This window comes from Ferdinandcohnia sp. Marseille-Q9671 (assembly GCF_976954385.1).
In genome coordinates, this window is the sequence record NZ_CDRJTA010000001.1 from 1,717,638 (window position 1) to 1,734,575 (window position 16,938).

Annotated in this window: 9 protein-coding genes; 1 reads left to right on the plus strand and 8 read right to left on the minus strand. The window is 39.9% G+C overall.

The window, feature by feature from the left end:
* Positions 1–73: 73 nt before the first annotated feature.
* Entirely contained in the window at positions 74–5,566 is a 5,493-nt protein-coding gene (locus tag ACWNMY_RS08785; protein WP_449537851.1) for a chitobiase/beta-hexosaminidase C-terminal domain-containing protein, read from the minus strand.
* Between the two features lie 375 nt (positions 5,567–5,941).
* Here ACWNMY_RS08785 and ACWNMY_RS08790 point away from each other — a divergent pair, with 375 nt between their 5' ends.
* The gene (locus ACWNMY_RS08790) at positions 5,942–6,349 is read left to right on the plus strand and encodes a hypothetical protein (protein ID WP_449537852.1); all 408 of its coding nucleotides are present in this window, start codon (positions 5,942–5,944) and stop codon (positions 6,347–6,349) included.
* A 335-nt stretch (positions 6,350–6,684) separates the two neighbouring features.
* Here the strand turns inward: ACWNMY_RS08790 and ACWNMY_RS08795 are convergent, their stop codons facing one another.
* From ACWNMY_RS08795 to ACWNMY_RS08825, 7 genes are all read right to left on the minus strand, one after another.
* A complete protein-coding gene (locus ACWNMY_RS08795) occupies positions 6,685–7,551 on the minus strand; it encodes an ROK family protein (protein ID WP_449537853.1) in 867 nt (288 codons plus the stop codon).
* A gap of 462 nt (positions 7,552–8,013) precedes the next feature.
* Entirely contained in the window at positions 8,014–9,048 is a 1,035-nt protein-coding gene (locus tag ACWNMY_RS08800) for a zinc-dependent alcohol dehydrogenase family protein (RefSeq protein WP_449537854.1), read from the minus strand.
* A 13-nt stretch (positions 9,049–9,061) separates the two neighbouring features.
* Positions 9,062–11,569: a beta-mannosidase gene (locus tag ACWNMY_RS08805; protein WP_449537855.1), complete on the minus strand. Its 2,508-nt coding sequence runs from the start codon at positions 11,567–11,569 to the stop codon at positions 9,062–9,064.
* 18 nt (positions 11,570–11,587) lie between these two features.
* Complete coding sequence (locus tag ACWNMY_RS08810) at positions 11,588–13,102, minus strand: response regulator transcription factor (RefSeq protein WP_449537856.1); 1,515 nt, start codon at positions 13,100–13,102, stop codon at positions 11,588–11,590.
* A 9-nt stretch (positions 13,103–13,111) separates the two neighbouring features.
* Positions 13,112–14,902: a cache domain-containing sensor histidine kinase gene (locus ACWNMY_RS08815; RefSeq protein WP_449537857.1), complete on the minus strand. Its 1,791-nt coding sequence runs from the start codon at positions 14,900–14,902 to the stop codon at positions 13,112–13,114.
* A gap of 93 nt (positions 14,903–14,995) precedes the next feature.
* Positions 14,996–15,886: a carbohydrate ABC transporter permease gene (locus ACWNMY_RS08820; protein ID WP_449537858.1), complete on the minus strand. Its 891-nt coding sequence runs from the start codon at positions 15,884–15,886 to the stop codon at positions 14,996–14,998.
* Positions 15,887–15,899: 13 nt separating this feature from the next.
* Complete coding sequence (locus tag ACWNMY_RS08825) at positions 15,900–16,775, minus strand: carbohydrate ABC transporter permease (RefSeq protein WP_449537859.1); 876 nt, start codon at positions 16,773–16,775, stop codon at positions 15,900–15,902.
* Positions 16,776–16,938: the final 163 nt, after the last annotated feature.

Here is a 16,938-nt window from a genome sequence, read left to right on the forward strand (position 1 = left end):
CATAAAAAGGATATGCTTCCCTTTTAGTTGCTGTTAAGGGAAGCATATTCATCACATGTAGATACTATTAATCTTATACTATTTTTCGTCTAACTCTACGAAGTACGACAAAGCCAATCCCTACCATAACTGTACCTATTAATAAAATATTATAGAGAGTTGTTGCCGTAGAAGGCAATTTGTTATCTTCATCATCTTCGTTTCTTGCATCATCATTGCTTGAATCACCATTTACCGGGGTAGTAGGCCTATCTGTATCGCCATCATCTTTGGAATCCCCTGGCTCGCCATCATTCGGATCAGTTATTCCTCCATCACCCGGTTTGTCTTCATCCGGATCAGAATCACCTGGGTCTCCGTTTCCTGGTTCCTCTGGATCCTTATCGGAATCGTCCTCGTCAGGCTCAATGACAAATGCCAACTCTACTACATCACTATTGTCTTGACCTGGTTTCACAGCGATTGCTTTAATGGTTGTTGTTTCTCCAACGTGTATTGGTAACGTATATTTCGTGCTTTCTTCTGTCGGTTCTGTTCCATCAGTTGTGTAATAGATACTAGCGTCAGATGTTAATGTGTATAGAGCTACAGATTGTGCCTCTTTGTACGTGCCTGGTTCTGGATTCGAAGCAGGAGCATCTACTTTTTCCCCTAAATCAATCACATTCGAAATGGTAACGTCATTTTCATCGACAACGAAAAGTCGAATGTTACTTGATTCATCAAGGTTAGCTAAAAGATTACTGATATCAAATTGAAGCGAATGGCCGTATAGTCCCTGGAATGTAGCCGCTTGACCAATCGTTTCCTGGACAACATCGTTAATAGTTTGGATCAGTATGGTTCCTTCCACTTCTTCAGGTACATTATTGTAAATGGTGAAGATTAGGTTATTACCTGCTATTCCCACTTCTGAAATGCGTAACAGGTTCCCATCATATGGATTTGTCAGTTTTGTAAAATTATAATGTAACCCGTTTTTGAATTCTTCATTTCCTTCAGCCACAACATAAAGCACGACATCATCGCTTTCAGGATTGAAATGTAGGTCCCCTATGGCAATCTCGAAATCTACGAAACGAGACTCTCCCGGTGCAAGACTTTCCACAACCATTGTCGCGACAACTTCACCATCTGTTCTGTCGGAAACGACCTTCACTTCTACATTCGTAGCAGTCTTGTACCCGATATTCTTCACTTCTGAAGTAAGCGTACGCGTAGCACCATCACCACTTATTACTGGTTTCGTTACCTCAATATTACTTTGACTAATTAGTACCTCAGCCTCGTTATTTGCAGTATTTGAATCAGTATCAGATAATGGACTCACTTTCACTTTTACAGAATAATCATGTAGATTTTCTGGTAAAGGATAAAGAATTTCGACATATTTTTCTTCACCAGATAATAGGCTAGGTTCCAGATTCTCTGTAAAAACGACTTCACCATTATGAGAAACTTCCACTTTTACCCCTTCGATTGTCTTTTGCCCCATGTTTGCAACATCAAAGCTCAATCGTAAATCTTCAGCTGGCTTCACACTATTGCTATCGAAGTTAATGCTGCTCAAAATGGCTAGATCAGAAGCTGGCGTAATCGTTGTTGTTTTTAAATCGACTCTACCAAATGGTCCCTCATCGGTATCAAATTTTTCCTCATTAACCTCTACAGAATTGAAAATAAATGTCGCGTTACCATTTTCATTCATAACGCCATTCACATCACGAAGACGGCTATCATCGTTAATGAGTTGAACTGGAAGCCCCCACTGTGAACGATTTTCATCATAGGTAACTCCGTAAACTTCTGTTTTGAAACCATTTTCCTGTTCCCAATATAACAAACGCTTATCATTGTTTGTCATAATATTGAAGTTTCCAATACCATCCCAATTAGAAACAACAGTTTTTACAGTACGAACATCTACATTCTCCATATAGTTAATTCCACCATCGGTATACCAGTATAGGTCAGTTCCGCTTGTTGTAGTGGTAAAAATCGGAGATCGATTTGTTCCTGTAGTCGTTACTTGAACTGGTGCTTGACTATCTCTTACTAGGTACAGATTGTCTTGCATGACATATGCAAGAACCCTTCCATTGTTTTGATAAGCAACATCTAGACCCGAAACTGTTGTTAATCCATCCACCACCATAGATGGTGATGTCCAACCCGAATCATTTGAATACGTCGATTCCATTATGCGATTTTCAGCTGACGTATCAAGGACATCATTCTTTTCATTTTCTGCCCAGATAATAGATAGATCTGTTCCATTGGATGCTATCTTTGGTACACTTGTAGGCACATTACTTCCGTTTGTTATGGTTTCAAAATCAACAAACTTTTCGCCCTCGTACTTCGCCACGCGAATACCTAAATCTTGAACCATATCATCCAGTGTTACACTTGCATCATTAAAGGCATTGCTAGAATTTTGCCAAGTCAAGTACACGTCGTTGTTATGAACAACAATACTTGGTGCAAAATCAGCTGTTCCATCATCTTCAACCTGTTGGGGTGTTGACCAGCTGCTTCCATTAAAAATGGAGTAATAGAGCGCCGTACGATTAGATGCGTCTCGCTGTCTGTCATCATCCATCCATACTAAAAGTTGATTTCCATTATTTATTGTAGTGAAAACTGGAGATGAATATGGATACACATTTTCCTTAATTACATTTAAAGCATTTACACTATTAGTTGCTTGTGACATGCTAAATGTACGTTTTTGATTATTCGCTACAAATCGTGACGGATCATTTGCATAATTCCTTGGCATTAAAGTAAATGAATTTGCATCATTATCTATTTGTAGTCGATTTAGCGAATTTGAACGTGATCTCGGATACAATTGTGTCTCATGAATCTTCCACGAATTTCTTCCATTAATGAACAATAACGCCTGATATTCAAAATAAAGATTCGCTGTAAAATCTAGTCCAAGATGATCACTTGGATTAAACTTACGTGTAAACGGAATATCCAAACTAGCTCCTAATGTTCCCTCTAGACCTGCTTCAACCCTAACCACCGCATCATGTCCAGCACCTACACCTAGTGTTGGTGTTAATTTCCCTTCGAAAGAGCCGTATACATCAACACCCTCCGATAAACTACCCGCTTCCTTAAGCTTTAGTTTTAAACCACTTTGAAGGGAGCCTGTTACGCCGAATTTCACATAAGCTACAGGAGCTGGCGGAAAACGATATCTCATATCGAATCCAGCAGTCTGCAGGATTACCACCTGTCCTTCTGCTAACTTATATCCATTTCGGGTATTCACCACGTCCACATATCCGAAGATGGTCTGGTCTCCTTTTATCACAAATCCACTGCTTTTCTTAATGAGACTGCGGTATGAATTATAAAAGTCTCGATTCGTGCTTTTTCCTACCTTACTCATAAGAGATTTAATGTTTTGGTATGTCTCTTTTCTTAATTTCTTAGCTTCATCCGTTAACGTGCCATCCGGATTCAAGTCGCCAGTACCTGTAACACTTAAATCTCCAAAAAATCCTGTAAACTTATCCTCTGAGGCATCATAGACAAGTTTGACTTTGTCATCTAGACCCAACTCCACCTCGAATGGTAGAGAGAACAATGAGAATTCATGGCCACCAAATGAAATCTCTGGCCCTTCAACATTTTCCGAAAAATCAATACCTTCCCCAAGGTCTAATGTTGGGTCTGCTTCCTTCACTTCAACAGGTATAGATGCAATCCGTCGACCATCTTCAGAGATCGCAAAAATTCTTGCAGTTCCTGCCGAGACCCCTCGCACAATCCCATTCGTAACTCTAGCGATGGATGGACTTGTTGAAAACCAGGAAGAAATGCGCTTATTTGAAGCATTTTCTGGTGTATATTTTAGCGATACCCGTTTGGATTGATTTATATTTAACTCTAGCTTGTCAGTTGAGAACGATATAGACTCTAATGATATCGCATCACCATTAACATTCACTGTAGCTTCAGCTATTTTACCCCCAGCTGCAGCAATTATTGTAGCCTTCCCACCAGATTTAGCTGTGATCTTTCCACTTGAATTAACTGTTGCTACATTAACATTGTCACTTAACCACGTCACATTTCCTCTAATCCCATTTAATGTTGCACGTAACGTTTCTACTTCGCCAACATTTAGGTGGACTTCTTCCTTATTCAAGGAAATTGTTCCATTTGATTCAGTTGTTACCTGTGGGAGAATTAGAGAAATTGGTACTGTTTTTTCATCCACATTTGAGGCATTCACCTTGATTGAATAGTCAACCGTTTGATCACTTGTTTGAGATGCTGCTAGCACAGTCCAATTAATGGTTTTTTCTTCACCAACCTCTAGATTGCCAAGTGAAATCTTTGGCTCTTGAGGTGTTAAAATAGATAAACCACTATTTTCTGGTAATTCAAGTGTGATAGTTGTATCGTTTGTACTCTCTGTCCCAATATTTCTAACATAACCTGTTATTGTGAATGGGTTTGAAAAATAATTTCCATTCTCAGCATCAACTTGTAGCTCTTGAGGTGCCGTAATACGAATCGATAGAGGTGGTTCGGTATCTGAAATGGCAAAATCACCAATGCCGTAATACGAATCGATTACTCTCGTCTCACCAGGTGCAATTGATTTCGGATTATGGTATATTGCAACCGCGCTATCCCATGTAACTGGCTTCTCTGCGGTTACCTCGTAGTCCCAGCTTGTATTATATATATCACCCCAATAAGCAAACTGCACTTTATCTGGACGCTCGAACAGTGAACGATAAAAAGTACCATTTGCCACTACACTTGGGCTTTCTAAGTTATCAAAGGCCTGCCAATATTGTGGAACCTGCGAGCCTACTAATTCTTGTTCAAAAAGAACTTCACCTACACCAGGTACTCTAAAAGGTGCCCCGTCATTGTATCCCAACATGGTATCGAGCATTATTCTAGTACCAGCTGAAAGCTCTTCCGCTCCATTATTCATAATCTCGTATCGAATATCTACAATATCAGCACGGTTTGTTGTTGAATTAATACTAAATGTTAAAATTTGCTTGACCGTTGCACTATTAATAGCTTGGGTAGAAATAATTTCGTTCTTGCTTTCATCTACAGATACTGCCTCAGCAGTAAATACATGATCCTCTCCGTTAATACGTACTGTCGTAAAGGATGTACCAGGATTTGGATGCCCGTAAAGTAAGATTTGATTATCATCACTATCTATACTTGGATTCCCTCCTGTGGTACCCAATGTAAATCTACCGGTTTGCTCTGTAGCTACGGATAAAAAGTCATTAGATATGTAGGCATTACCACTATCTAAAGTACTAAAACCTAGTGATGATGATTTTAACTTTTCTTGTTTTTGCTTTTGGTAATCCTTCGGTCCTACCTTTGGATCTAAAACACTTGATTCATTTTCCTTTACTAAAACCTCATCATCAATCTCAATTGCCTGTACATTAGCGTCAGCATTCGGTTTTTCAATCGCATTTGCAGCATGAACAGGCATAGTTGAGATTAACAATAAAAATGTTAGAAAGGAATAAAATAGCTTCTTCAATCCCCTTTTCATACACTTCTTACTCCCCACTCTTGTTTTTTTATTCACTAGAAACACAGTTGGCAAAACCATTACTATTAACCTAGTAAAATGTAAACTATTCCTATAATACCCACCTCCTACCAAACTAGGACTATTATACCACTTATTAAAACTGACTAGGTAAAATATTCTAAAAAATTACAAATTGTGGGTCAGGGGGACAGGTTCCGTGACCCAACTCATAAACGGGAAAATAGCTTTATCTACATCTCCGTCCTAATGTCTTCCTGTATTCTACTTATTTGGCTGTGTTAGTTGTAAGGACTGGAAAAATACCTTATCCCACATGACCCCTTTTTGAGCTATACCCCTCCCTATAACAATAGTAAAAGGGGGTTCAAGAAAATGAGAGTACAAATAGATTCAAGGCATGATTTACTGGGTTATTCAGAGTTTAAGGATATAGAGGAGTTTATAACCAATATAGAAATATGGCTCATTGACACACGTAAGAAGTTTACAAAGGGAGAATTGATTGGGTTAGAGCAGTTGATTCACTCATCATCGGACATACCTGGTGTTTGCCAAGAATCCATTGGCAAGATTGTTTGCTATGATTTTGAGAAAGATTTAAGAGGGATGATTTCACGATCAACCTTTAAGCGTATGGTAAGAAAGGGTATCGATCTTGGATTGTTGAAGGTTTATGAGACTAATAAACGAGATGGATCACAAGGTGGCAACCTGTATGTGTTTGCACCATACCCTCCCTTTCTAACTGAGGAGACTAAAATCGATTTTTTGACTAGATAATTTCAATAACAGAAATGATGAGGACAGAAATAGAAAAGTCTACTACGAGCTTAGGATAGTATTTCTGTCACTAATCCCACTATAACAGCCATAATTCTATTCTTTAAAAGCAACTAATCAAACGTTTGTTTGAAATTGAAATGGCCCGCGGCTAAACGAATAAACCGCTAAACAAACGTTTGTTTGAAACTAGATATTCCTCCCGAGAAGGGAAATCGATGGGGGCAATTCCTAAAAAACAACCCCCATTTAATGTAAATGGGGAGTTAATATCGATAAACTATCTTTTTATTAAATTCGTAGCTATAGGCAATATTATATATCACATATTCTACCTACCTTACACCCAACGCAATCGCCCCAGCCAACCCCGCATTATCTCCAAGTCCTGGTAAAACAATATAATTGTCTATATTCTCAGGTGTTAGTTCTGGAACTGCGACATAACCGTTTAGTAGTTCAAGTACCTGTTTGCGCACGAGTGGGATTAGGTGCTCCTGCTTCATCACGCCTCCACCAATGACGATCTTCTTCGGAGATAGAACAAGTATATAATTCATGAGCGCTTGTGCTAGATAGAAGGATTCAATTTCCCATACCTCAGGTTGGTCTGTTAGCTCTTGTCCTTTTCTGTTCCATCTTTTCTCAAGGGCTGGTCCTGCTGCTAGGCCCTCAAGGCAGTCTCCGTGATATGGGCAGAAGCCCTCGAAGGTATCATTCGGATGGCGTTTAACCAGGATATGACCCATTTCTGGGTGGGTTAACCCTTGGAATGGCTTTCCGTTAATGACAGCTCCAACACCAATTCCGGTTCCAACTGTCATATAGAGACAGCTGTCCATCCCCTCCGCTGCACCCCATGTAGATTCAGCCAATGCAGCTGCTGTTACATCTGTATGAAATCCAACCGGAACATCAAAATATTTTTTCAGTTCACCGACGATATTATAGTTCTTCCACTTTACTTTCGGAGTTTGCGTAATGTACCCGTAAGTAGGACTCGTTGTGTCTACATCGATTGGACCAAAAGAGCCAATTCCGATTGCTTCAATTGACTTATCAGCAAAAAATGAACATACACGTTCCATCGTTTCTTCAGGTGTCGTTGTTGGGAATGAAACTCTTTCAAAAATTTCTCCATGCTCGTTCCCAATTCCGCAAACAAATTTTGTTCCGCCCGCTTCAATTCCTCCAATTATCATTACAGCCAACCTTCTTTCTTGTTTAAATAGATAAGATGGGACATTGTGCCTTTCCTTGTGATACAAATCATGATGCTGGGTCAGCGAACCTGTCCCTCTGTCCCAAATCATTATGCTGGGTCAGTGAACCTGTCCCTTTGTCCCAAATCGTTATGCTGGGTCAGCGGACCTGTCCCTCTGTCCCAAATCTTATACTGGGTCACAGTACCTGTCCCTTTGTCCCAAATCGTTATGCTGGGTCAGCGGACCTGTCCCTCTGTCCCAAATCTTATGCTGGGTCACAGTACCTGTCCCTCTGTCCCAAATCTTATGCTGGGTCACAGTACCTGTCCCTCTGTCCCAAATCTTATGCTGGGTCACAGTACCTGTCCCTCTGTCCCAACTAGTTTCCCCGGGATATAACCTGCCCCACATTATCAAAAAAGTGGGACACGGAGCCTGTCCCCGTGTCCCAGACTAGCACTATTCGCCTACTACGATTCCTTTGACTACGTTGAGTTTTGGGTATTCTTTCATTATCTCTGGTAGTTCGTCTAGTGTAAAGCGGTGACTGAGTAGTGGCTTGATTTGGATTCTGCCTTGTTCGACTAAGGCGATTGCTTGTTCATGTGTGTGTGGGTTGATGAATGAACCCTTGATTGTTAATTCTTTTGAGAAAATCTCATATGGGTTGACCTCAATAGTTGTATCAGGTGCTGATACTCCGAAAAGTAACACCGTTCCACCTTTTCGTGCCATTTGTATGGCTTGGGTCATGCTTTCTTTACGCCCCACACATTCAATTACAATATCAAAACCAGCAGGTGGGACAGGGAACCTGTCCCCCTGACCCATGACAACATCCTGACCTAATTCGTTTGGTGTTATGGCTTGGTCTGCCCCTAGTTCCAATGCGAATGGGTGTTTTTTCTGGTCTGGTTCGCTGACGGTTACGTTGGTGCCGTACATTTTTGCCATTTGGAGCATCATGAGGCCGATGTAGCCGCCACCGATTACTAATACGGAAGCTCCTGGCCAAAAGTTTACTTGGCTTACTCCGTGTAGGACACAGCCAAGTGGCTCGATCATGGCGCCTTCTTCGTAGGAAAGCGTGTCTGGAAGTACGTAGCAGTTTGCGGATGGTACGGCACAGTATTCTTCCATACCACCGTTTCTTGTGACACCGACTGCTTGTAAGTCGTTACATAGATGTGGACGTCCGCCTCTACAGAATTCGCATTCTCCGCAATACATGTTTGGATCAATAGATACGCGGTCACCAGCTTTTAACGTCTTAACCTTTGCTCCCACTTTTACAACTTCACCTGCTAGTTCATGTCCTAACACGATTGGAAATTGAACCTCTGCGGAACCTGGTTGTCCATGATAAATATGTTGGTCCGTTCCGCAAATTCCACAGGCTTTCACGTTAACAATGACTTCATTGTCTCCTGGAGTTGGAATTGGTAGTTCTTGTACTTCCATTTTCATTTTATCTACTAAAACAGCAGCTTTCATGCTTCTCTCCACCTTATTGTACCGAATTGATTGCTGACACACGTAATTTACTGAAATCTACCTTTTCATCTTCAAGATGACCGATTTGGATCGTTTTTGTTTCGTTCGGTAATAAATCAAAGAAATTGTCACTAAAATGAATCTTCTTTGCTGGAATCTCTAGTTTTACCATTCTCGCCACATTGTCCGTACGAACAGTAATCCTTTGATTCTCTTCATCTACTTCAACAGCAAGCTGAGCTTGAGGCAGTTCTAGATCTTTGTGGTCTCTCAAATAATACACATTATGCTGTGCCTTGTTTTCTGTAGAAGAAAGACGAACCACAACCTCATTTGCAGGGTAACCTTTCAACAACTCTTCCTCTGTAAAGCTCGTTACTTTAACAGACGCATTAGCCTTTACCTCAACTGGAACGGTTGTAGTAAACAATTCTTCTCCACTAAAGCTCTCAACCTTCAACTCTAGTACATCGGTATATTTCTCCACATAATCATTCACAACCCAAATATTAAGATCGCTTCCTGCATCATGGTCAATCGTTAGCAATAGCGGATGGAAGAATTTCTTCGCATAGAAGTACGATGCTTTTGGAAGCTGATAGTAGTCGATCATCGACCAGCTAGTACCTGGCCAGCAATCATTGAGCTGCCATACGAGCGCACCGCTTGTAAATGGTTTATTACGACGGTAATGCTCGATTCCACACTTCAATCCCTCTGCTTGAGTAAGCATGGAGAAGTTAATGTATTCCTCAATGTCCGTCGGAATTCCTGTGTACCCTTCCATAAGCATAATTCCCTTTTGGTGATGATAGTCCTTGTTACGATAAGACATTTCATCACTGCCCCAGTAGAACGTACCTTCTGGAAGATTGTCTTCTAATGTAAATCGATTTGCCGAAGCATGCATACCAAATTCACTGCTGAAACGAGTATAATCCTTCTTATAGTTTTTAAAGGAAACACCTTCGACACTATAATCCTGTCCTAGGTTCTCACCAAATTGACGAGGTTCTACATTTCCATGCCATACTTGCCAGTTATGACGATCTCCCACCTCTTGTGAGTCATGGTCATTTCCACCAAATGGGGAGCTCGGCCAGTATAGACGACTTGTATCCATCTCTTCTAGCAATTCAGGAATCAACTCATGATAAATTTTTTCTCCGTAAAATGGCGTATTGATGTTGCCCGCTGCGTATTCAACTTCATAGAGCCAATCATTTTCATTGTTTCCACACCAAATCGCAATCGATGGGTGATTACGTAACATTTTAATCGCAGCTGTGATTTCTTTTCGAACATTTTCCATATAGTTATAGTTGTAATCCGGGTACAATGCACAAGCAAACATGAAGTCTTGCCATACAAGAAGTCCTAGGCGGTTACATTCTTGGTAGAAAATCTCTCTCTCATAGATTCCGCCGCCCCATACGCGAATCATGTTCATATGTGCTTCTTTTGCTTGGGTTAAAAGCTGGCTGTATCGAGAATCCGGAGTTGCTCCTATGAAACTATCAATTGGAATCCAGTTTGCACCTTTCGCAAAGATTTCAACACCATTTAATACAAATGTAAAACGGTTATGGCCTTCAGCATCCTTTTGCATCACTTCAATTGTACGTACACCAACATCGGTTGTTTCGGATGCAATCACTTCATCTTCGCACAAAAGTTCCACATCAAGAGTATACAAATGTGGTGTTCCTAGATCGTGCGTCCACCAGAGCTTCGGATTATCGAGTTCCACTGTGAACTTCGCCTTGTTTTTTGTAACCTCAGTCGTTTTAATTATCTCCGTTTCACCGTTATGGAACTTCATGCTAACGGACAATGGATGATTACGTACAAATGTCTTTGTTTCAATATCGATTTCAACGATTGCCTTGTCATTTTGCAATTCTACTGTTCTTGCAAACACGCTATCGATCTTAGCAATTTTTCTTTTCTCAAGATGAACATCTTTCCAGATACCAGCTGTTACGATTTGTGGACCCCAGTCCCATCCAAAATGAGATTGAGCTTTACGTGCCCAAATACGGTCTTTACTGTACCCTGACCAATAGTTCTTCTCTTTTTCCTTTAGAACATCTGCGACAACGTCAAATTTAACCGCAATGATGTTTTTTCCATTCACTACTTCTCTTGTTACATCAAATGTATGTGGGATATACATATTTTCAGTGGATGCAATCTCGCATCCATTCAGATATACAGTCGCGTACGTATCAAGTCCTTCAAAGATTAACTCGAGGCGTTCATCTGACTGAAGACTATTCTTGTCATAGTGAAATTCTGTACGATACCACCAGATTTTTTCCGAAACCCATTTTGATTTAAGGTCATTATGTCCGAAAAACGGATTCTCAATTAATCCCTTTTGAATCAATGTGGAATGAACATCTCCAGGTACGTTGGCAGACATCCAAAAATGGTCGATATAGTCTGGGGCAGCTACGAGTAAATCGCGAACTTCCCCCTGCTCAAAATGCTGAATCTTCCAGTTTTGAGTTAGTTTCATTACTCTCATCCTTTGCTCTTATGATTTGTTAATTCCTTTATAGGTCCGGTAATCAGTTGGTGTCATTCCCGTTTTCTTTCTGAACACCTGAACAAAATACTTATATTCCTTGTAGCCAACCTCAGTCGCAATTTCATAAATCCGGTCCGAAGTTTCCGTTAGCATCCTCATCGCTTTTTCAATCCGCAAATCATTTAAATATTCATTAAAGGATTTTCCGAGTTCCTTTTTAAAAATCATACTAAAATAATTCGGCGTAATATGGATTTCATTTGCTACCTCAGATGCCTTTAAATCACGGTGATAATTTTCTGAGATATATTCAATTGCCTTTTCTACACTCCAGCTTTTCTTCCCTTGATTTTCTTTTTCAAGAATGCCAAGCCACATGTCTAAATCTGATAGCAACAACTTCTTTAACCAATTTGACGTATTGTAAAAATGAAGATCGAGTTCAATCGTCACACGGTAGGAAACATCTGCAAAAGCAGTTTCCGTTAGCAGCCCTTTTAACTTTGTTTCAATGGTTTCATTCAGTTCATGGCAAACCACACGCATCTCGTTAAGATCATATTTTTCCTGAGACATGTTCGTAAAAAGTTCATCTACAAGTTGAGTAAGCTTCTCGTAATCATGAGTAAACAGTGTTTCATAAAGGTGCATATAGTCTACCTTTTTCAAAGGCTCTTGAGTTTGTTTGTATAGGAGGACTTTTTCAGTTGAAAGTTCCTTTGTAAAAATGGCGTCCACTGCTTGTCGATGGGCTTCGTATACCTGTAACGGATTTTTAAACACATCCGAAACACCAAATCGTAGCTGGAGTTCCAATTGTTCAAGTCCATTCCGAATTTCCTCATGATCCACTGAGAAAACCACAGCAACAAGAAGGTTTACATGTGCAAAAAAGGATATCGAATCCAAACATACACTAGAAATAGAGTCACTCCATGTCTTCCTAAATTCCTCAAGTTCTGTTGAAGTTAGTTCCTCCGATACCGTCGCATAGTCTGGTATCTCACTTACGACTACACAATACCTCTCTTCTTCAAAAAGATCAGGAGTCGCATTCGGTAGTTGTAACTGAGGATTCAGGATAAGCTGGGAAACAATTTCTCGCTTTTTTTCTTTTTCCACATTTGCTTCTTGATGCTTTTCAAGGAGTATTTCATTCTTTAATTGCTGTACTTTCTCTACTAATTCATCGATATCGACAGGCTTTAAGAGATAGTCCTTTACTTGATAACGAATTGCTTTCTGTGCATAGTCGAATTCATCATAGCCACTAATAATTATGACGTGAACATGAGGCATCGAATCATGAATAAACCTTGCGAGCTGTATTCCATCCATTTCAGGCATCCGGACATCGGTTAAGACAATATCCACCTGTTGGTTGGACAGGATTTCGGATGCTTCCTTTCCACTACCTGCTTCGCCAATGACCTCAATTCCATATTCATCCCATGGAATGGTTAATCGTAATCCTTGGCTAATAATTGGTTCATCGTCCACAATTAACATTTTCACAGTCATGAAACTCACCTATTCCTTCTCCACGCTTTTTAGGTTAGGCTTGTCACGGAATGCCGGAAGCTTTACCCTTACCCAAGTTCCTGGTTGCTCATGCTCCATAAACGTCATGCTATACTCATCCCCAAAAGCCATGATAATTCGGTCATTCACATTTGATAATGCAAAGCTTGTGCTGTCATCGATCGGCTCTCTCACGTACTCATTCATCTTCTTGACATCTACTCCGCTTCCATTATCAACGATGTCAATGATAATCTCCTCGTCTGCTTCGTGGACTGTTATTTGAATCATACCCATGTCCAGTTTTCCCTTGAAACCATGGACAATTGAGTTTTCAACAAGTGGCTGCAGTATTTGTTTCAATACCACTACATCCTGAATGCTTTCGTCACATGTGATTTGGTAGGACAACTTCGTACCAAGTCTTTTTTTCTGAAGCTCTAAGTAGCTTTCGACATAAGTTAGCTCCTCTTTTAATGATATCCAAAGCTGTCCCCTACTTAAGCTAATCCGGAACATTTTTGATAGTAGTTCGATTAATCGACTTGTCTCCATTGCCTTTTCCATCCGTGCCGTCCATCGAATCATATCCAATGTGTTATATAAAAAATGGGGATTGATCTGATTTTGAAGGGCCGTTAACTCAGATTCTCGTTGCTTTATTTCAAGACGATATTTTGTATTGATTAAATGCTGAATCTGACCCACCATTTGATTAAACCGGTGTTTGAGGCGACCGATTTCATCTTTTGAGTTGACGTCAACAAAAACAGAGAAGTCCCCTTCTTCTACTTGTTTCGTTTTCCTTGTTAAGTCGACAATTGGATTGATAATTGTAATATAGAAGCCAATGATGGCAATTAAACCTAATGCTGTCGTGACAACAAGGAAGATGTAGATTCCATATCTAATTCCCCGAAGTTCGTTAACAATATCTTCTTCATTTATCGTGGTAACAACCGTCCAGCCACCACTTTCACTAAACTTTGAAGCCACCAAAAGATCTTCGTTTTTAACTGAATACGAAAAACTATTGGTATCAGAGCCATTCATGATTTTCTTAAGTAGCCCTTGATCTGGGTACGCTTTACCTAATAGCATTTTGTCCTCATGGAGCACGACCTTGCCGGCCTGATCTAAAATAAAGGTTGTTCCATTATCAACTGGAAGGCCTGCGTTTAGCATTTTCGTCAATTCATCAACTTTTAATCGGATTGTAACTGAACCAATTTTTCGATTGATGTTATTGATATCGTTGATTACCCGAAACATGGACACGACATTTTCTTCACCAGTCCAGTAGCTGTGCACCGGGTAAGCCAAGCTCCATCTAATGTCACCTGCCGCTTGTTCTGCCTGTTCCTCCCAATACGTCTCATCCGCTTCAATCGGTTCTCCTAAATAAAGTTCATTCCCATTCACACCATCTACTGTAATGGAATTCAAATAATTCTTAGCCATGAGGTGAAAAACAAAGAATCCCACTAGGTCTTCCTCAAGCTCGGTATGAGCAAGAGTTCCATTTACCACTGTAGGACTTGATAGATAATCACGAAATTCATCACTAAAAATCATATACGTTGAGATGTCCTCGATGTCTTGGACAACTGTATGCAAACTATTTTCTACTGTATTCAAATGGCCTTCCGTATAATCAAGAGCCTGCTTTCTCATGACATTGTTCATCTCAACTATGATAACCGAACCAAGAATAAGAATCGGAAAGACGACGACAAGTAAAAAGATTAAGTTAGCCTTTACCCGAAGGCTCGCGTCTTTAAATGTAGGAAGTTTCCTCATAATACGTTGTCTCACTCTTTTCTACTTAGTATCTTCCCGATTCCTACCTGCTTATCCTTAGTTTATACAATCGAGTTCATTACTACTAATGAATTACCCTTTAACCGCTCCAGCAGTCATCCCTTTTACAATGTGTTTTTCCAATAAGATGTATAACAAGATTGTTGGAATGATAACCATCGTTAAGCCTGCCATCTGACCGGTGTAGTTAGTGTTGTACTGACCAGCAAAGTTTGCTAATCCAAGTGGGATTGTTTTCAGTGATGCATCATTTATTAATACTAATGCAAATGAAAACTCGTTCCAGCAGTGGATGAAGTTTAAGATTGTTACAGTTGCGATAGCTGGACGTGACATTGGTAAAATAATGGACCAGAAAATGCGGAATACGCCACAGCCATCCATGATTGCGGACTCTTCAATGTCCTTTGGAAAAGCCTTCATAAAGCTTGTTAAAATAAAGATTGTAATCGGTAGGTTGAAGGCTACATATGGAAATAGCAATGTCCAACCTGTATTTAGAAGACCCATTTTGTTCATTAAGATAAACATCGGTACAAGTGTTGCGTGTATTGGAATGATCATCCCGAAGATGAACATAACATAGATAAATTTGTTCATTTTAAAAGAAAAACGTGCTAAGAAATAAGATGCCAACGCACCGAATAATACAGTGATGACAACTGATGTGACAGCTACAAAGATACTATTGAAAAAGTAAGTTCCTAGATTCGCAGTCTGCCATGCTTCCACATAGTTTTCCCATCTCCACGTATCTGGTAAGAAGAATGGATCTAATGAAAACTCTTGCTCACTCTTAAAGGAGTTGATAACCATCCATGCAATTGGATAGACATTAATCAAACTAAAAATGATGAGCGCGATATAGATAATCGGTTGTTTTATGAACTTCTTGATGTTCACTTTTTTACTTGATTGAACATCGGCTTTGGTATTCTTTTTCATCGTTAATTGACTTTCCATGAGACTCACTCCCTTACTTCGATTTTCTTTGTAGGATTAGTTTTGAAATCCAGATTAACAATAAACTAAAGACAAAGATATATAATGACACGGCACTACCGTATCCGTATTTCATGGATGAGAATGTTTTTTCATACATATAGATGGCCATAACCTCAGTTGAGTGGGCTGGTCCACCGTTTGTCATAACATAAATAAGGTCAAACGTACGTAAACTTCCACTGATACAAAGAATAACGGCGATTAAGATTGAATCCCAAATCATTGGAATGGTAATAAACAAGGTACGCTTCCAGCCTGATGCTCCATCAATTTCAGCAGCCTCAAGCACTTCAGCAGGTACATTTTGCAATGCAGCTAGGAAGATAATGAAATAAAGACCAACGAACTGCCAAATGATAGTGACACATACGGAAATCATTGCCCATTTCGGGTCGCCTAGCCAGTTCTGTGCGATACTACCTAGTCCGATTGCTTCTAAAAAGCGGTTGATGAACCCGATTTCAGAGTTGTAAAACATGTTCCATGTTAAGGAAATAACAACAGTTGAAATAACAACAGGCATAAATCCGATTGTACGGAATAATTTAGCACCTTTGATTTTTCGATTTAATAAAAGAGCAAGTCCTAACGCAATTGGAATTTGACCAAATACTGAAGCAATTACAACATAAATATTGTTTTTAACGGCCTTCCAGAAGATTGGGTCTTTTGCGATATCTATAAAGTTTTGGAACCCGACAAACTTCATCGGACCGAATCCATTCCATTCCATAAATGAATAGTACATCGAGATCACAATCGGAATAATACTAAAAACTAGATAGATAAGTAGGGCGGGGATCAATCCGATGAGGATGGCAAGCTTATTTCTCTGTAGGATATGCATTTGTGTATTCCTCCTCTACCATAAACAAAGTGTAAATCTACTTTGCGTATGCGTGCTTTCTAAAAATTCAAGAACCAAGGAGAAGTTCTCCTTGGAAGGACAAGGCGCTTGTCCAAAAACTCTCCTTGATTCTTGTTTGGTTGGGACAGGGAGCCTGTCCCCT